The sequence below is a fragment of the Azospirillum halopraeferens DSM 3675 genome, from assembly GCF_000429625.1.
GTDB classification, from domain to species: domain Bacteria; phylum Pseudomonadota; class Alphaproteobacteria; order Azospirillales; family Azospirillaceae; genus Azospirillum; species Azospirillum halopraeferens.
Genome location: NZ_AUCF01000036.1, coordinates 1 through 17,615 on the forward strand (window position 1 = coordinate 1; position 17,615 = coordinate 17,615).

Annotated in this window: 16 protein-coding genes; 11 read left to right on the plus strand and 5 right to left on the minus strand. The window is 67.0% G+C overall.

The annotated features are described in order from the left end of the window. From G472_RS37525 to G472_RS0122490, 4 genes are all read left to right on the plus strand, one after another. Positions 1 to 534, plus strand: a 534-nt coding sequence (locus tag G472_RS37525; RefSeq protein WP_156927222.1) for a glycine radical domain-containing protein, incomplete at its 5' end; no start/stop codon positions are given. A 58-nt stretch (positions 535 to 592) separates the two neighbouring features. Further along, positions 593 to 1,318: a pyruvate formate-lyase-activating protein gene (gene pflA, locus G472_RS0122480; RefSeq protein ID WP_245593559.1), complete on the plus strand. Its 726-nt coding sequence runs from the start codon at positions 593 to 595 to the stop codon at positions 1,316 to 1,318. Between the two features lie 48 nt (positions 1,319 to 1,366). Then, a complete protein-coding gene (locus tag G472_RS35035; protein WP_084536851.1) occupies positions 1,367 to 2,284 on the plus strand; it encodes a formate/nitrite transporter family protein in 918 nt (305 codons plus the stop codon). Between the two features lie 168 nt (positions 2,285 to 2,452). Beyond that, entirely contained in the window at positions 2,453 to 2,719 is a 267-nt protein-coding gene (locus G472_RS0122490; protein WP_156927223.1) for a hypothetical protein, read from the plus strand. A 28-nt stretch (positions 2,720 to 2,747) separates the two neighbouring features. Here G472_RS0122490 and G472_RS37530 read toward each other — a convergent pair whose 3' ends face one another. Then, positions 2,748 to 4,610, minus strand: a complete 1,863-nt coding sequence (locus G472_RS37530; protein ID WP_156927224.1) for a GGDEF domain-containing protein — start codon at positions 4,608 to 4,610, stop codon at positions 2,748 to 2,750. A 196-nt stretch (positions 4,611 to 4,806) separates the two neighbouring features. Between G472_RS37530 and G472_RS35045 the strand changes: the two genes are divergently transcribed. From G472_RS35045 to G472_RS0122515, 4 genes are all read left to right on the plus strand, one after another. Further along, positions 4,807 to 5,730: an amino acid ABC transporter substrate-binding protein gene (locus tag G472_RS35045; RefSeq protein WP_169732846.1), complete on the plus strand. Its 924-nt coding sequence runs from the start codon at positions 4,807 to 4,809 to the stop codon at positions 5,728 to 5,730. 445 nt (positions 5,731 to 6,175) lie between these two features. Next, complete coding sequence (locus tag G472_RS0122505; RefSeq protein WP_029010172.1) at positions 6,176 to 6,595, plus strand: hypothetical protein; 420 nt, start codon at positions 6,176 to 6,178, stop codon at positions 6,593 to 6,595. A 22-nt stretch (positions 6,596 to 6,617) separates the two neighbouring features. After that, positions 6,618 to 7,403 carry a hypothetical protein gene (locus G472_RS0122510; RefSeq protein ID WP_029010173.1) on the plus strand — a complete coding sequence of 262 codons (786 nt, stop codon included), beginning with the start codon at positions 6,618 to 6,620 and terminating at the stop codon, positions 7,401 to 7,403. Then, a complete protein-coding gene (locus G472_RS0122515; RefSeq protein ID WP_029010174.1) occupies positions 7,400 to 8,029 on the plus strand; it encodes a hypothetical protein in 630 nt (209 codons plus the stop codon). Before G472_RS0122510 ends, G472_RS0122515 begins: the two co-directional genes overlap by 4 nt. Before the next feature lie 62 nt (positions 8,030 to 8,091). Here G472_RS0122515 and G472_RS0122520 read toward each other — a convergent pair whose 3' ends face one another. After that, positions 8,092 to 9,366, minus strand: coding sequence for a CynX/NimT family MFS transporter (locus G472_RS0122520; protein WP_029010175.1), 1,275 nt, complete (start codon positions 9,364 to 9,366; stop codon positions 8,092 to 8,094). A 190-nt stretch (positions 9,367 to 9,556) separates the two neighbouring features. Between G472_RS0122520 and G472_RS0122525 the strand changes: the two genes are divergently transcribed. Further along, the gene (locus tag G472_RS0122525) at positions 9,557 to 10,792 is read left to right on the plus strand and encodes a multidrug effflux MFS transporter (RefSeq protein ID WP_029010176.1); all 1,236 of its coding nucleotides are present in this window, start codon (positions 9,557 to 9,559) and stop codon (positions 10,790 to 10,792) included. Between the two features lie 7 nt (positions 10,793 to 10,799). On the opposite strand, the gene G472_RS0122530 is transcribed toward G472_RS0122525, so the two are convergent. After that, positions 10,800 to 11,888, minus strand: a complete 1,089-nt coding sequence (locus tag G472_RS0122530) for an alkene reductase (protein ID WP_029010177.1) — start codon at positions 11,886 to 11,888, stop codon at positions 10,800 to 10,802. Positions 11,889 to 12,068: 180 nt separating this feature from the next. Here G472_RS0122530 and G472_RS0122535 point away from each other — a divergent pair, with 180 nt between their 5' ends. Together G472_RS0122535 and fghA are read left to right on the plus strand one after the other, a co-directional pair. After that, a complete protein-coding gene (locus tag G472_RS0122535) occupies positions 12,069 to 13,184 on the plus strand; it encodes an S-(hydroxymethyl)glutathione dehydrogenase/class III alcohol dehydrogenase (protein ID WP_211100239.1) in 1,116 nt (371 codons plus the stop codon). Between the two features lie 14 nt (positions 13,185 to 13,198). Next, positions 13,199 to 14,047: an S-formylglutathione hydrolase gene (gene fghA / locus G472_RS0122540; RefSeq protein ID WP_029010179.1), complete on the plus strand. Its 849-nt coding sequence runs from the start codon at positions 13,199 to 13,201 to the stop codon at positions 14,045 to 14,047. A 176-nt stretch (positions 14,048 to 14,223) separates the two neighbouring features. Here the strand turns inward: fghA and G472_RS38335 are convergent, their stop codons facing one another. Together G472_RS38335 and G472_RS38340 are read right to left on the minus strand one after the other, a co-directional pair. After that, positions 14,224 to 14,895, minus strand: a complete 672-nt coding sequence (locus G472_RS38335; RefSeq protein ID WP_084536852.1) for a DUF2290 domain-containing protein — start codon at positions 14,893 to 14,895, stop codon at positions 14,224 to 14,226. After that, complete coding sequence (locus G472_RS38340) at positions 14,882 to 17,047, minus strand: DEAD/DEAH box helicase (RefSeq protein ID WP_169732847.1); 2,166 nt, start codon at positions 17,045 to 17,047, stop codon at positions 14,882 to 14,884. Before G472_RS38340 ends, G472_RS38335 begins: the two co-directional genes overlap by 14 nt. Positions 17,048 to 17,615 lie beyond the last annotated feature (568 nt).

The window sequence follows — 17,615 nt, forward strand, 5'->3', positions numbered from 1 at the left end:
GTGTGGATCGTGGAGACCTTCATGGCCGCCCTGCGCAAGCAGAAGGCCTACCGCAACGCGGTGCCGACCCAGTCGGTGCTGACCATCACGTCGAACGTGGTGTACGGCAAGAAGACCGGCAACACGCCCGACGGCCGCAAGGCCGGCCAGCCCTTCGCGCCGGGGGCCAACCCGATGCACGGGCGCGACGTGAAGGGGGCGGTGGCCTCCATGGCCAGCGTCGCCAAGCTGCCCTACCGGGACGCCCAGGACGGCATCTCCTACACCTTCACCATCGTGCCCGGCGCGCTGGGCCCGACCGAGGGCGAGCGGGTGGACAACCTGGTGGGCCTGCTGGACGGCTACTTCGCCCAGGGCGGCCACCACATCAACGTCAACGTCTTCGACCGTGACACGCTGCTGCACGCCATGGACCACCCCGAGCTGTACCCCCAGCTCACCATCCGGGTCTCCGGCTACGCGGTCAACTTCATCAAGCTGACGCGCGAGCAGCAGCTCGACGTCATCTCCAGGACCTTCCATGACAAGCATTGACCCACGGGTCCGTTCCGGCGCGGCCGTCCCTTCGGGGACGTCCGTCCGGGCGGTGCCGGTGTCCGGCTGGATCCACTCGGTGGAAACCGGCGGCACCGTCGACGGCCCCGGCATACGGTACGTCCTGTTCATGGCCGGCTGCCCGTTGCGGTGCCGCTACTGCCACAACCCGGACACCTGGCACATGCACGACGGCACCCGCACGACGGCGGGCGAGGTGCTGGACGACATCGCCGCCACCGCCGGCTTCCTGCGCCACGGCCGCGGCGGGGTGACGCTGAGCGGCGGCGAGCCGCTGGTGCAGCCGGAGTTCGCCGCCACCATCCTGCGCGGGTGCAAGGCCATGGGCCTGCACACCGCGCTGGACACCTCGGGGTTTCTCGGCGCTCACGCCGACGACCATCTGCTGGCCGACGTGGACCTGGTGCTGCTCGACATCAAGGCGTTCCGGGAATCGACCTACCGCGCCCTGACCGGCGCGCCGCTGCGCCCGACGCTGGAGTTCGCCGAGCGGCTGTCGCTCCTGAACAAGCCCGTCTGGCTGCGCTACGTGCTGGTCCCCGGCATCACCGACGATCCCGACGAAATCGCCGGGCTGGCCGAGTTCGCGGCCGGGCTCGGCGTGGTGTCCCGCGTCGACGTGCTGCCCTTCCACAAGCTGGGCGAGCACAAGTGGCGGGCGCTGGGCCAGCGCTACACGCTTGCCAACACCGAACCGCCCTCCCCCGACCTGACGGCCCGCGTGCGCGACATCTTCCGCACGGCCGGCCTGACCGTGCCGTAAGGATCAGTCCCTTACGGCACCGGCGTTCCCTTCCGAGGACCCCACCCGATGGACCCGCAGACCCCCGATTCGTCACCGGATCCGCTTTCCCCGGAAGCCGTCGCGCTGAAGGCGGAGGACATGGCGCTGAAGAAGGCGCACCGCGACACCGCCGGCCTGCTGGCCCTGGCCGTGCTGGCCGGCGCCTACATCGCGCTGGGGGCGCTGTTCTCCACGGTCGCCATGTCCGGCGGCGACGCCCTGCCCTACGGCGTCACGCGCCTGCTGGGCGGCCTCACCTTCTCCCTGGGGCTGGTGCTGGTGATGGTGGGAGGTGCGCAGCTCTTCACCGGCGACGCGCTGATGGTCATGGCCTGGGCCAGCCACCGGCTGCGGGTGTCCGAAATGGTGCGGGTCTGGTGCCTGGTGTGGGTCGGCAACTTCATCGGCGCCGCCGGCACGGCGCTGCTGGTTTTCCTGTCCGGCCAGTACGGCTTCGGCCACGCCGAGGTGGGGCGCACCGCACTCTACATCGCCCATTCCAAGACGGCGCTGCCACCGGTCAACGCCTTCTTCCTGGGCATCCTGTGCAACGTGCTGGTCTGCCTGGCGGTGTGGATGACGCTGGGGGCGCGCAGCGTGACCGACAAGGTCGTGGCCATGGCCCTGCCCGTCACCGCCTTCGCCGCGGCGGGCTTCGAGCACTCCATCGCCAACATGTACTTCATCCCGCTGGGGGCCCTGATCGAGTGGGGGGCGCCGGAATCGTTCTGGGCAGCCCTGGGCACCGCCGGCCCCGACCCGGACTCGACGGTGACGCTGGCCAATTTCGCCCTGCGCCTGGCCCTGGTGACGCTCGGCAACTGGGTCGGCGGGGCGCTGTTCGTCGGCGGCATGGTGTGGTTCGCCTTCCGCCGGCCGCCGGCACCGCAGGTCCGCCCCGCCGGCTGGGCATCGGCGGAAATGGAAGGCACACGAATAAAGTAACATTCGCAAATAAGCATCGGCAGAACCGAACTCAGCATTGTTCCCGGGACTGCCGATGACTCAATTTGTTACAATTTACTCTCGACACCGCGCGTTTCACCATGGATTCCCGAGGCCATCCTGCCGTAAAAAAGGGGACACCAGGGGGTGATGACCTGCGGGATGCGCATGCCGAAACACTTTGACGACCAGATGATCGACGACGCCGTGGCGTGCATCCAGGCATCGGACATCATCGCCGAGCGGCACAAGCCGCGGTTGATCGCGCGCATTCGGGAGATTCGTCAGCCCCGCTGCGCCATGACGTCGTCCTGTTCCGTCTGCGGGTCGGCCGTGCGATGCGAAGACCGCATCGGCGCCATCCTGAACGGCGAGGTCGAGGAGGTCTTCGGCCCCGTCACCACCCTGCGCCTGGTGGTGACCGACGCCGCCTGACGGACCGGCCGGTCCGCCGATCCGCCCGTCACGCCGATCCGTACGCCGGCTCCGCCGGGCACACGCGGTTCCGCCCCTCCCCTTTCGCCCGGTAGAGCGCACGGTCCGCCGCCAGCAGAAGATCCTCGAAGCCGCCGGCGACCCCGGCCAGAGCGGCCACGCCGATGCTGGCGGTCAGCCTCACCGCCCCGCCGTCCCCGACCGGCAGGGCCACGCCCTCGATGGCGCGGCGCAGCCGTTCCGCCAGGTCGGCGGCACCGGCCGCGTCGGTCTGCGGCAGCACCACCACGAACTCCTCACCGCCCAGGCGAGCCACCACGTCGACACCGCGCACCAGGGCGCGGCAGGCTTCGGCGACGGTGCGCAGGGCGCGGTCGCCGAAGGCGTGGCCGTAGCGGTCGTTGATCGTCTTGAAGTGATCGAGGTCGATGATCAGCAGCGACAGGGGCTGCCCGTAGCGCCGCGCCCGGTCGGCCTCGGCGGCGCCGATCTCCATGAGATGGCGGCGGTTGTGGAGGCCGGTCAGCGGGTCGGTGACCGCCAGGCGGCGCAGCTCCTCCTGCAGGCGTTTGGTGTCGCTGACGTCGCGTTCCACGGCGACGTAGCGCACCGGTGTGCCGTCCGCCCCCATCACCGGCGCGATGGTGGTCGCCTGGGTGAAGAGCGTGCCGTCGCGCCGCCGGTTCACCATCTCGCCGCGCCAGGTCTCGCCGCGGCTGATGGTTCTCCACAGGTCGCCGTAGAAGGCGGCATCCTGCCGGCCGCTGCCGAGAAAGGACGTGGAGCGGCCGATCGCCTCGTCGGCGGCATAGCCGGTCAGGGTGGTGAAGGCGGGGTTCACGTATTCGATGATGCCGCGGGGGTCGGTGATGATCACCGCCTCCGCCGCCGCGTCGAGGGCGACCGTCCGCCACGCCAGGGCGTCGCGCTGGTCGCGCAGTTCACGCGTGCCATCGCGGAACGCCGCCAGCGCGGCGGCCAGTTCGCAGACCTCGGTGACCGCCGGGGGATGGGGCACGCCGACCGCCAGATCGCCGGCGGCGATTCGCCGGGTGGCCGCGGCCAGCCGCTCGATGGGCACGATCACCGTCCGGGCGAACCAGCGCGACAACGCCGCGATCAGCAGCACCGCCGCCGCCAGCGACGCCACCAGCCCGGCCATCAGCCGGTCGATCAGCTCCGAAACGTGCGCGCTCTGCCGGTCATGGCCGGCGCGCGCCGCAGCCGCATAGCCGGCGGCAAGCGCACCGAGCCGCGCCGACGATTCCCAGCGGGCGCGGTCGAGGTTGGCGATTCGCACCCCCGGGTCGAGCTGGTCGCGCCGCGCGGCGATCAATTCGTCGGCGGCGGGATCACGGCCCGATTCCGCCGCCTGCGCCTCCAGCGCCGCGGCCAGACGGTCCAGCAGCAGGCGCGACGGGGCTGTGGCGGCGAGCGCCCGCAGCGTTGCCGCCCCGTCCGGCGGCGGGCCGGCGGGGTCCATGGCAGCGCGGCGCAGATCCGCCAGCCGCCGGTCCAACCGCCGGGTGGCGTCGGCGTGCGCCTCGGTCAGGGCGCGCAGGGTCGCGGTGCCGGCGGCCACCTCGTCCAGCGCATCACGCAGGGCATGCAGCACGGCCGGCTCCTCGCCGCTGCCGCGCAGCGTGTCCAGCCCTTCCTCCATGGCCCGGATGCGCCCTTCGATGCGCTCCTCCAGGGTGGCCCGCTCGCCCCGGGTCGGCGCCCTGGCGAACTGGGAGCCATAATTGGCCACGGCACCGGCGTCTTCGATGATCCGCTGGGCGACGGCGACGCGGGGCAGATGCACCCGCTCGATCACCCGCGATTCGCGCTCGATGACGCGAAGCTGCCACAGAGTCCCGCCTCCGACGACGGCCGAGAGTGCTGCCAAAGCGCCTGCGCTCACGAGGAATCGCGACCGTATGCCGAAGGAGATCGACCCGTCACCGTCTGTAGACGAATGATTTCCGGACGATCTGCCAAGGAGTTTCATTCAGATCCGCGCCGGTGTTGTCTTACGCCTTGATCGGGGCAGGATCGCATGGTCTGAATGGGAACCGGAAGGACTAAAGATGGAGCCGGTCACCATGACGCGCGTTTCCGGATGGCTCGGGCGCCTGGGTGTGGCCGCAATGCTGGCCTGGCAGGCCGCGGGGCCGGCCGCCGGCGCCGGCCCGGTGCTGGAGCGGGTGCGGGAGCGCGGCGAGGTGAACTGCGGCGTCGACCTGACGCCGGGATTCAGCGCCATGGACACCACAGGCCGCGCCCGGGGCTTCGAGGTCGACTTCTGTCGCGCCATCGCCGCCGCCGCGCTGGGCACGCCCGACGCCATCGCCGTCCATCGGGTCAACACCGCCAACAAGTTCACCGCGCTGGTCGCCGGCGAGATTGACGTGGCGTTCGGCATGACCACCTGGACCTTCACCCGCGATACCGCGCTCGGCACCGCCTTCCCGGTGGTGTTGTTCTACGACGGCCAGGGCCTCATGGCGTGGGCCGACACCGGCGTGCGCCGGTTGGCCGACGCCGGGCCGCGCCGTGTCTGCGTGCAGGCGGGCACCACCTCGGCGGCCGGGCTGGAGGAGGTGATCCGCCGCGACGGCGTGGCGCTGCAGCCGCTGGCCACCGGCAGTTCGGAAGAGAAGTTCACCGCCTTCGCCCAGCGGCGCTGCGATCTCGTCACCGGGGACCGCAGCGAACTGGCGGTGCGCGCCGCCACCATGGCGCCGGGGCCGGGCCAATGGATCGTCCTGCCCGACGTGAACTCGCGCGAACCCCTGGGCCCCGCCGTCGCGGCCGGTGATCCGCAGTGGTACGCCCTGGTGCGCTGGGTGGTGCTGGCCACCCTGGTGGCGGAGGCGCGGGGGGTCGATTCCGCCGGCATCGCCGCGCTCGCCGACAGCCCCGATCCGGAGATCCGCCGTCTGGCCGGCGGCGACCCCGGCTTCGGCACCGCATTGGGGCTGGACCCCCGGTGGGCGCAGCGGGTGATCGCCGGTGTCGGCAACTAAGCCGAGATCTTCCGCCGCAACCTCGGTGACGATTCCCCCTTCCGACTGGAGCGCGGCCAGAACGCCCTGTGGACCGACGGCGGGTTGCTCTACGCGCCGCCCCTGCGCTGAACGGCGAATCCCGCAAGGACCCGCCGCGCATACATTCATATTAATAGTCCTGTATTCGCGACGAGTGAAGAATGGATTTGACCAATGTGCCGCCGATATATATCATCGGCCGCGCCTCGACATTTTGCATTTCGGCGGGCGAATATTGAATTCGCATGATCGGGACCGACGATCGGAAGCCCGGGCGATGAAGCGGGCATCCCCGGACCGGGATCGGTTGCCATGCCGGCCGCATGTCGATGGCCTGCGGATGCGCCGCCGCCCGGCGGAACCGGCCGCTTGCCCATGGCCGGCGGCGGGTCCGCAGCGCCTCGATCCTGAAGGAAACATGGACATGAGTGACACCCAACAGACCGCCGTCCCGGCGGCTCCGGCCAAGCTGAGCCCGGTGCAGATGCTGAGCGACCTGCTGACCAGCGCCGTCAACCTGCGCGTCGCCACCATCATCGGCGACGTCACCATGACCGGCCGGATCGAGGACATGCAGGTCACCGTCCCCGCCACCGCCACGACCATCATCACCAACACCAACCTGGTGGCCGGCGACGTCACGACCGTGGTCAGCCGGGAGCTGCTGAACGACACCTACAAGGACCTGGTGGAAAGGCACTACGCCGCAGTGACCGCCGCCAACCAGTCGGTGCGCGACACCGTGGGCGCGCTGCTGGGGCTGATCGGCTCGCTGAAGGGCAACGAGCTGCCGGCCCCTTCGGCGCGGGCGGAAAAGCCCATCACCGTCACGCCGGCGGACTGACCGGCCGGCGGGGGCGGACGCCGTGGCCGACGGCATCGACGGGTTCATCCGGGATCTCAAGCGCAACCTGCTGACCCTGGAAGTGAACACCATCCTGAAGGACAACATGACGGCGGAGCCCATGCCCTCGGTCCCTCATGCCCTGCTCGACGTCGCCGGCGAGTACACGCAGGCGCTGGAAGGCATGGGGGTGAACGTCGACCGGTTCTTCACGGCCGCCGCGGGTGATGCCCGGACGGTGGACGTCTCCCCGTGGCTGACAGCGGCGGACCGCTGCGTCGATCCCGACGCGCTGACCGTAAGCAGGGACACGTTCGACCGGCTGCGCCGGGCCGCCAAGGCGGCCATGGTGGCGGGCGGCCGCCGGCTGCCGCCGCTGGACAGCAGTTCCCTGGTGATGGCTTCGCGCATCTGCAACAACTGCGACGCGATCAAGGCCGTGTTCGACCGCACGCCGGCGCTGGCGGGCACGGGCACGCCGCTGAACCGGGCGGCGCTGGTGGGCGAGACCGACGGCGGCGCTCGCTTCGCCGCCGACCTGCCGGGCGCCGACTACCTCACCGTGCGCAAGATCTGGGAGGTGGGGGTCGAGGACGTGGTGATGCAGACCGTCATCCAGCTCGACGGCGACGTGGTCACCCGCATCCGCGAGGCGCACCTGCGCGACCCCGGCGCGCCCACCCTGATGGCACTGCACGAACTGGGCATCAAGGTTTCGGTCGGCACCTGGCGCCACCTGCTGGACATCGTGCAGGAGGTGGCGGAAGGCGCGCTGGGCGCCTTCAGGAAGGTCCTGACCCGGTCGTGATCCCGCCCCTCGGCCGGCACCTGCCCGCGCTGCGGGACATCCGGGAGATGAGCGGCCAGGGTGGCCTGCGCGTCGCCACCCCGCCGGAGGGGGCTGCGGCCGGGCCGCCGGCGTTGCTGACCCTGGTGCGCGTCACCGGCGACACCACCGTGTGCGTCGACCGGCGCTGGCTGGCCGCCGCCTCGCCGGACGATGCGGCCCGCCTGGCCGCCCTGCATTTCGCCGAGGTGCGGCGGCGCCTCGATGCCCTCGCCCTGGCGCTGCGCCATCTGGGCACCGGGCTGGCCGGTGCGGTGGTGGCGGCGGAGGTCGCCCTGCTCGCCCTGACCGGGGATCGGCTGCCCGACAGCGCCGGCGCCGCGGTCGCCGCCCTGCGCGCCCTGGCCGCCGGCGATGCCGCCGCCGCGCTGACCGCCGCTGCCCCCTTGCTGAACGCCACCGCCGGCGGCCTGATGTGGCCGCTGCTGCCGCCGCTGCTGGGCTGGGGCGCGCGCATCGCCGCCACCCTCGCCCTGCGCCGCCACTTCCTCGGCGACCGCACCAACGGGCGCACCGCCTTCCGCTTCCGGCCGCGGCGGCCGCAGCCCGGCTACCCGGCGGCGGGGCACGACACGACGGGCCGGTAGGCGTACAGCCACGTCGGGAAGGGACGCGCGGTCAATCGTCCGCCGTCCGCTCCCCTCGGGTGTCAGCGCACGCCGGACAGCACCACCCGGTCGCGGCCGGCGCCGAAGCCCGCGGCGATGGCGGCGGCCCCCACCACCACCGTCAGCACGCCGGTCGCGGCCCACGAGCCGGTCCGGTCGTGCAGCAGCCCCACGGCGAACGGTCCGGCGGCGGCCAGGGTGTAGCCGACACTCTGCGCCATGCCCGACAGATGGGCCGCGACGTGGGAATCGCCGGCGCGCAGGACGATCAGCGTCAGCGCGATGGCGAAGCTGGCGCCCTGCCCCAGGCCCAGCAGCACCGCCCACAGCCACACCGTGCCGACCGGCGCGAACAGGCAGCCCAGCATCCCTGCCACCGTCAGGACCAGGGCGATGGCCGCCGCCCCGCCCTGGCTGCGGCGGCGGGCCGCCAGCACCGGCCCGATCAGGGCCGCGGCGACCTGGACCAGGACCGAAACGGACACCACCAGCCCGGCGGCCGTCGCCCCCAACCCGCGGTCGCGCAGGATGACCGCCAGCCAGCCCAGCACGATGTAGGCCAGCGACGACTGCAGCCCCATGAACAGCGTCACCTGCCAGGCCAGCGGGTCGCGCCACAGGCCGCGCACCGGCTGCCGCGGCGGCGGTGCCGCCCCGGGGGTCCGGCGCGGCAGCAGCGGCAGCCAGACCAGCGCCGCCACCGCCGCCGGCAACGCCCAGAAGGCCAGCGCCACCGGCCAGCCGTCCGGCCCCCCCGCCAGGGGCACCGTGGCCCCGGCGGCGATGGCGGCGCCGGCGCACAGCGCCATGGTGTAGACGCCGGTCATCAGCGCCGGCCGGTCGGCGAAGTCGCGCTTGACGATGCCCGGCAGCAGGGCCCCGGCAACGCCGATCCCCGCCCCGGCAATGACGGAGGCGGCGAGTTGCGCCGCGTACCACGGCACCAGGCGCAGGGCCAGCCCCGCCGCCAGCACCGCCACGGCGGCGAGCACGACCCGCTCCGCCCCCCGACGCTGCGCCAGCCGCGGCGCCAGCAGGCCGAAAACGCCCAGGCACAGCACCGGCACGGTGGTCAGCACGCTGGCCGCGGTGGCGGAGACGCCGGTGTCGCGCACCAGCTCCGCCAGCACCGGGGAGACGCTGCTCAGGGCCGGGCGCAGGTTCAGCGCCACCAGCACCAGCCCCGCCGCCACCAGCAGCGGGTGTGCCGGGCGCGGCGCGGGGCCGGCGGTGTCCTCGGCGTCGATCAGCAGGTCACCGGCCGGAAGCGGGCGGTCCGCCGCGGGTGGATGCGGCGGAACGGAGGAATCGGGCATAGGGGGGAATCCGCGGATGACGGGCGAGCGCGCCACCCTAGCGTGCGCTCCGCCCCACGGAAAGACCGTATGCCCACGCATCAGGCATGCGGCGGCGGCGGTTCCCGCGGATCAGCCGCAATCCCGAACCGCACCCGGCGCAGGGCTGTTCATGTTGCGGATGCAAAAGGGTTGCAGCACAGTCGCCGCCATGCCCTACGCTTCCGACCCGCCCGCGCGGGCGAAGGACATCCGCTTTGCGGAGTTCGTCGCCCTCATCGCCCTTCTCATGGCGCTGACCGCGCTGTCCATCGACATCATGCTGGTGGCCCTGCCGGACATCGCGGCCAGCTACGCCGTCGTCTCACCCAACGACCGGCAGCTCGTGGTCACCGCCTATATGCTGGGCTTCGCCGCGGGACAGCCGGTGCACGGGCCGCTGTCCGACCGGTTCGGGCGCAAGCCGGTGCTGGCCTTCGGCCTGGTGGTGTTCGCGCTGGCCGCGCTGGCCGCCGCGGTGGCGCCCGACTTCGGCTGGATGCTGGCGGCCCGCGTCGTCCAGGGGCTGGGCGCCGCGGCGCCGCGGGTGGTGGCCATCGCCATCGTGCGCGACCGCTTCGCCGGGCGCGACATGGCCCGGGTGATGTCCTTCGTCATGATGATCTTCATCATCGTGCCGGTGCTGGCCCCGGCGATGGGCGAGGGAATCCTGCGCCTGGGTCCCTGGCCGTGGATTTTCGGCGTGCTGTTCCTGTCCGGAGCCGCGGCGTTTGCGTGGTCGGCCCTGCGGCTGCCGGAGACACGGCCCCCCGGCGACCGCATGCCGCTGTCCGTGGCCGCACTCTCCAATGCCTTCACCAAGGTGGTGACGACGCGGCGCAGCGTCGGCTACACGGTGGCCATGGGGTTCCTGTTCGGCAGCCTGCTCGCCTACATCGGCAGCGCCCAGCAGGTGTTCGTCGACGTCTACGGGCTGGGGGAGCTGTTCCCCCTGGTCTTCGGCGCCATCGCCGGGGCCATGGCGCTGGCCTCGCTGACCAACGCCCGGCTGGTCGGGCGGCTGGGCATGCGCCGGGTGTCCCACGCGGCGCTGCTGGGCTATGTGGCGGTGTGCGCCGTCCCCGTGCTGGCGGGGTTCCCGCCGCAGCCGTCGCTGGCCCTGTTCTGCGCCTTCCTGGCCGCCATCTTCTTCGCCTTCGGCCTGATCGCCCCCAATTTCAACGCCCTGGCCATGGAGCCTCTGGGCCATGTGGCGGGCATGGCCTCCTCCTTCATCGGCTTCTACTCCACCGCCGCGGGCGCCATCCTGGGCTGGCTGATCGGCCAGGCGTTCGACGATTCCATCCGGCCGCTGACCATGGGCATCGTCGCCTGCGGCCTGCTGGCGCTGGCCACCGTGCTGGTGACCGAGCGCGGGCGGCTGATGCAGGCGCGCGACGCCGCCTGACCCGGTCCTACCCGGCCAGGGCCGGATAGTCGGTGTAGCCCCGGGCGCCGCCGCCGTAGAAGGTGGCCTGATCGGGTTCGGCCAGGGGCGCGTCGCGGCGCAGGCGCTCCACCAGGTCGGGGTTGGCGATGAAGGGACGGCCGAAGGCGATCAGGTCGGCGTGGCCGCTCTCCACCGCCCGGATCGCGAGGGCGCGGTCGTAGCTGTTGTTCGCCATGTAGGTGCCGCGGTAGAGCCGGCGCAGGGCCGCGAGGTCGCCGCCGAACCCGGGGTGCGGCGCGCGCGTCTGCCCCTCGATCATGTGCAGGTAGGCGAGTCCGTAGTCGTTCAGGCGCTCGATCACCGGGCTGAAGGTGCCGACCGGGTCGCTCTCGTGCGCGTCGTTGCTCGGGCTGAGGGGCGACAGGCGGATGCCGGTGCGCCCCGCCCCGGCCTCCGCCACCACGGCGTCCAGCACCTCGAACAGGAAGCGCGCGCGGTTGTCCACGCTGCCGCCGTAGGCGTCGGTGCGCGTGTTGGTGCCGTCGCGCAGGAACTGGTCGATCAGGTAGCCGTTGGCGGCGTGCACCTCCACCCCGTCGAAGCCGGCGGCCAGCGCGTTGGCGGCGGCGCGGCGGTAGTCCTCGACGATGCCGGGGATCTCGCCGATGTCCAGCGCCCGCGGCGTCGGGATCTCCACGAATCCGTCGGGGGTGAACGCCTTCATGGCCGGCCGCACCGCCGAGGGCGCCACCGGCAACCCGCCGCCGGGCTGGAGCGAGGGGTGGGAGATGCGCCCGACGTGCCAGAGCTGCAGGACGATCCGCCCGCCCGCGGCGTGCACTGCGTCGGTCACGGCGCGCCAGCCGGCCACCTGCGCCTCGCTGTGGATGCCCGGCGTGAAGGCGTAGCCCTGGCCCTGCGGCGAGATCTGCGTCGCCTCGGCGATGATCAGGCCGGCGCTCGCCCGCTGGGCGTAGTATTCCGCGTGCATGGCCGTGGGGGCGTGGTCGGGGTTGTCGGCGCGGCTGCGCGTCAGCGGTGCCATGACGATGCGGTTGGGCAGCGTCAGGGCCCCCGTGGTGACGGTGTCGAAAAGCGTCCTCGCGTCGGCCATTCCTGCCTCTCATGTGTGGGGTGCATGGATCGAACCGGTCCAAAGTATAAGGTGCATGGCTCCGGCGCCCACCGTACCATCGGCGCATGGCGCCATCCCGCCGGGGGTGGCTTGACGACGCGCCGGCGCGGCTGACTTCGTTGCCTGCCGGCCATTGGATGAACGGGAGAGTTGGGTATGATCACATCGCGAGCCGCCGTTGCCCGGGAGGCGAAGCGCCCGCTGGAGATCGAAGAGGTCCAGGTTGCGGCGCCCCGGCAGGGCGAAGTGATGGTGAAGCTGGTGGCGACCGGCGTGTGCCACACCGACGCCTACACCCTGTCGGGGGCCGATTCCGAGGGCGTGTTCCCCTGCATCCTCGGCCACGAGGGGGCGGGCGTGGTGGTCGAGGTGGGGCCGGGCGTCACCTCGGTCGCGGTGGGCGATCACGTCATCCCGCTCTACACGCCCGAATGCGGCACCTGCAAGTTCTGCCGGTCCGGCAAGACCAACCTGTGCCAGGCGATCCGCGCCACCCAGGGCAAGGGCCTGATGCCCGACGGCACGACGCGTTTTTCCGTCGGGGGCCAGCCGATCTTCCACTACATGGGCACCTCGACCTTCTCCGAATACACGGTGCTGCCGGAGATCGCGGTGGCAAAGATCAACAAGGCGGCGCCGCTGGAAAAGGTCTGTCTGCTGGGCTGCGGCGTCACCACCGGCATCGGCGCCGTGATGAACACCGCGAAGGTGGAGCCGGGCTCGACGGTGGCCATCTTCGGCCTGGGCGGCATCGGTCTGTCGGCGATCATCGGCGCGGCGATGGCCAAAGCGTCGCGCATCATCGGCATCGACATCAACCCGTCGAAGTTCGAGATCGCCCGCCAGCTCGGCGCCACCGACCTGGTGAACCCCGGGGATTACGACCGGCCGATCCAGGAGGTGTTGGTGGAGATGACCGACGGCGGCGTCGACTACTCGTTCGAGTGCATCGGCAACGTCAAGGTCATGCGCGCCGCTCTGGAGTGCTGCCACAAGGGCTGGGGCGAGTCGGTGATCATCGGCGTCGCCGGGGCCGGCGAGGAGATCAGCACCCGGCCCTTCCAGCTCGTCACCGGCCGGGTCTGGCGCGGCTCCGCCTTCGGCGGCGTCAAGGGCCGCTCGGAGCTGCCGGACTACGTGGAGCGCTACATGAAGGGCGAGTTCGAGCTGGACACCTTCATCACCCACACCATGGGGCTGGACCGCATCAACGACGCCTTCGACCTGATGCACGAGGGCAAGAGCATCCGCTCCGTCATCCTCTACAACCAGTGAGCCGGGAGACCGAGGTGACCGACGAACTCACCGCCGTCGCCGCCAACAGGAGCTTCGGCGGCTGGCACAAGCGCTTCCGGCACCGCTCCACGGTGCTGGGCTGCGACATGGTGTTCGCCGCCTACCTGCCCCCGCAAGCGGAGGCCGGCCCCGTGCCGGCCCTCTACTGGCTGTCGGGCCTGACCTGCACGGACGAGAACTTCATGCAGAAGGCCGGCGCCCAGAAGCTGGCGGCGGAGCTGGGCATCGCCATCATCGCCCCCGACACCAGCCCCCGCGGCCCCGACGTGCCCGGCGATCCCGACGGCGCGTGGGACTTCGGCCACGGCGCCGGCTTCTACGTGAACGCCACGCAGGAGCCGTGGGCGAAGCACTACCGCATGCACGACTACGTGGTGCGGGAGCTGCCGGGGCTGGTGGAGCGCACCCTGCCCGTCACCGACCGGCGCAGCGTCGCCGGCCACTCCATGGGCGGTCACGGCGCCCTGGTGTGCGCGTTGCGCAACCCCGGCCGATACCGCGCCGTCTCCGCCTTCGCGCCCATCGTCAACCCCTCGCAGGTGCCGTGGGGCGAGAAGGCGCTGGGCCGCTATCTGGGACCGGACCGCGCGGCGTGGGCGAAGTGGGATGCCTGCGCGCTGATCGGGGACGCGACGGAGCGCCTGCCCCTGCTGGTGGACCAGGGCGACGGGGACTCGTTCCTCGACACGCAGCTCCGGCCCGACGCCCTGCGCCGGGCGGCCGAGGCGGCGGGACACCCGCTGATCCTGCGCATGCAGCCGGGCTACGACCACAGCTACTACTTCATCGCATCCTTCATCGACGACCACCTGCGCCACCACGCGGCGGCGCTGAAGTGCTGAACGTTTCTTACTCCCCCGCGACGCGGGGGAGTATCCTTGCTGCGAGCCAAGAGGACACCATCATGCAGGATGATATAAATTTGAATGTTTCAGATACCCTTGCAAATTGGGGGGATGCTAAATTTTTCTAGTAAAGATATCTCTCCATTTATAAAAGGGTATTTATTCGCTACGATCTAAAGATCGTCCACCCAACTAATGTGTTGCCTGATCATTTCATCTCTCTCGATGCTGTGTTGGACGCCAGCGCAACCAAGAAAAGAGGCGTATTGGCGCCAAAATCCCGAATATTTTGGGTGAAAGTTATCAAAAACGAAGTTAAAGAAATCCGCCGGCCCCATTGGCGATTGTACCGGTATTCGGCAACCAGATGACATAAACGTAAAATGAGAAGCTGGATGCATTTCTCCTTTTTGTTTCGGTGCATAATCAAATCTAAAGAAGCCAAGGCTGCGTGCTATTTTCACACCTTGTCCCATAACAGCCTCTCGCACCCAGTCAGCAGTGGGCATGCTTTCTGGACATTGATGCATCATGTACTGAGCGACAGGGCATGGAAAATAGATATATCGATGTTTTATCAAATCCTTTCCAGAAAATATACACTCAACGGAAACAAGAGCATAGTCATAGAGCAGAGCGGAAAAACGCCGTGCTTCGAGAATATCAAGATACTCGTCAATCGAGATTCCGTCAGAAGGATACATCCCGATTCCAACGGAGGGTCCAAGGGCAAGCGCGCCCGCACTGCCAGAAAGCGAATGATGTTGAATATCTCGGAACACTCCTTCGCCAAAGCCATTGATAAAAAACTCATTTAGCTTACCACAAAGGCTACGCGGATTCATCGGGGTCCTGCCCAAACAGGTTAATTAGTTCCTGCTGAACATCTGAAGGCAACTGATCGAATCCTCTCATTCTGACTTTCCTGATTAGAGCGCGGACCTCCTCGTCATCCTTGGCACCCACGCTTCCACCCTCTCCGCCGTCGGAGGACACTGATAAAGTCCTAAGTTGATTTTTAGAGGGGTAATGGAATTCTAGCCTAAATCGAGCTTCACGAATACGCGTCATCTCATCTCTGAGCTTCTCCATACCACTGCCAACACCACAGACATAGGTCCAAGCCCTAGATCGCGTAATGGCGGTAAAAAGAACATTCCTTCTCTTTTTAATTTCCGGCCCTTCGCAAAAATCAGCATCAACTACAAATACTACAGGAGCCTCATTGCCCTTGGCGCGGAATATATGGGTGACTGCAATCGATTTTTCCCGGAACAATTCATCTTTCGACGATGTAACTCCGGCAATGTGACCCCGCAAATTCGCCGCCAGAAGCGATTTCAGCACCAGCGCACCGGTTGATTTACTGGTCATAACGTCGGGCAGCACAATCAAAAAATCTGAATGCTGAAGCTCTTCCTCTTCTAGAAGCTGGCTAATTGTTTTCGCAATCCAGGAAAACTGCTGTTCCCGATCCCTGAAAACACGCAACTGTAGTGAGTCCTGCGGGGCCAACAATCGATCGAAAAATTCTGGTACACTTTGCGGATCCCGCTCCACTGTAACGTCACTATCGAACGAAAGACTCCCTGCTATCTCACGATAACCGAGGCGACGCCATATTATTGGGTCAGGGAACATTTGCACCATTTTCGATCTATATATACCAAATCCAAGTCCGTGCGCTGTCACAAGAGTCCATGGAGGATTTCTATAGCATCGAGGAAGAACTATATCCTCCTGAGGCTCATCGACTTTATTCTTGAGAGTGACAAGAGCTTTCCCATTTTTATCCATTCCGAACAATTCCACCTCTGATGGCATCTGATACTCGCCTAAGTTCTGCAAATCATCATATGCCCATACAATGCGCTTTGGATATCGAGCCATTTTGTATACAAGTCGAAAGAATGATGTCGGCAAGTCTTGTGCTTCATCGATAAGAATCATATCATATAAATCCAATGTTCCGTTTCCGATTGCGCTCAAAGCCTCTTTGCACGCGCCATCAAAGGCCAAGTTATACCCGAACATCCTTGCAGCCGTTCCAAAGTCTCTAAAGGGACTACCTGACATCGAAACCGCTGTAGAGTATACGCCGGGGCGCTCCCAATTGCCCCAGGCATGCATTACGAGAATTTTTTCCCAGTCTGGCTCATCATTCACCTGCGCGAAAACAAACCTTCTTATCAATGCCTCAAACTGTTGATAGAGAGACCGAGTGTTAAATGTAACAACAATCTTCCAATCTGGTCTTTTTACATGCAAGTAAGCAACTTTTAGAGCAAGGACAACCGTCTTTCCCGAACCAGCGAGCCCACGAATTCGCTGAGGCCCATTCACATACTCAATAGATCCGCGCTTTTGCCACAAATCAAGATTTGCGATCTGTGCCTCAATCTTCTTTATTATTGCCCCCTTTGAGTCCGGGCGTGTCACATTTTCTCTTTTCTTAGCCGGCCTCAAATTTGAAATTCTTTGAATTGCTGCATTCAGATGTCGGACGGCACTCTCGTCAAGTTTTTCATCAGCGTCCAAAAGAGGCAGCTTGTCAAGGCACTCCAAAGAAAGGAGCCATGCCCCGTCCTCCTCAACTACAGTATCGGTTAGTGGGAAGATAGTGACAGTTAACAATTCAACAAGAAGGTTTCTACCTCGGCGCAGATCTTTAAATGAATTTAGTTTGTTGTATAGAGCAGCATATAGCTGTTCTTGCTTTGACGATACTTGATCCGGAATAGCAGAGGCATCAGGAGAGCTAACCCCCTCGCCCTGGTATGAGTAAAGATCAAATATCACCACCCCGTGATCGGGTGACACCAAAACAGCATCATACTCAACCCTACCATCATCTATAGATAGAACGGGGTATCCGATATACAATGTGCCTGCAAACTTGGCACCCCTGACAGCGCTAACAAAGTCATGTACGACCGTATGGTCTCTGTACTCACCGTAAATTACATCCAGTTCAATGGCAGCAGTTTTCTTGTCCATAATCCCACTCAATCCCATTCTTACCTTTTAGGTATGCTCCCACTTCAACAGGCGAAACCTACCGGCATCTCAAATCATGCCCGCCAAGGCTAGAGCTCCCAAATTTCCTTCACACGGTCCAGGTTCTAGGTAGCTTGGGCCGCAGCTAGGGGGGAGTATAGCACATGTGCGCCTCTGTCATGGCTGACTTTGCTAACTGGTGCCGGGACGCTAGTGGAAGAGGCTTCAGACGGCACACCGCATTGCCACAGGAGGTGATAACGTCGGACCTGGAAGTAATACGCGCACGAATCGGATGCGCAGGACGCAATAGCGGAACATCTCTACTGAGCTGAGGCGGCGACGGGGGTTGCTGGAGCGCAGCCCGGCACGCTGGGCGAAGTGCTGATCGACGAAATCTGGCGCGTGTCGGAGATGGCGTAGTCGTCCGCCTGCCATTTTCCCTGCCATGACACCGGACGGGTTCCATCCCACCGCCAATCTCGTCCTCCTCCGCCGAGGGCAAGGAGGGGTCTTTGACGCCTTCTTCGAATCGTCGCATCCGGAACCCCGCGCACCTCCGCGCAGC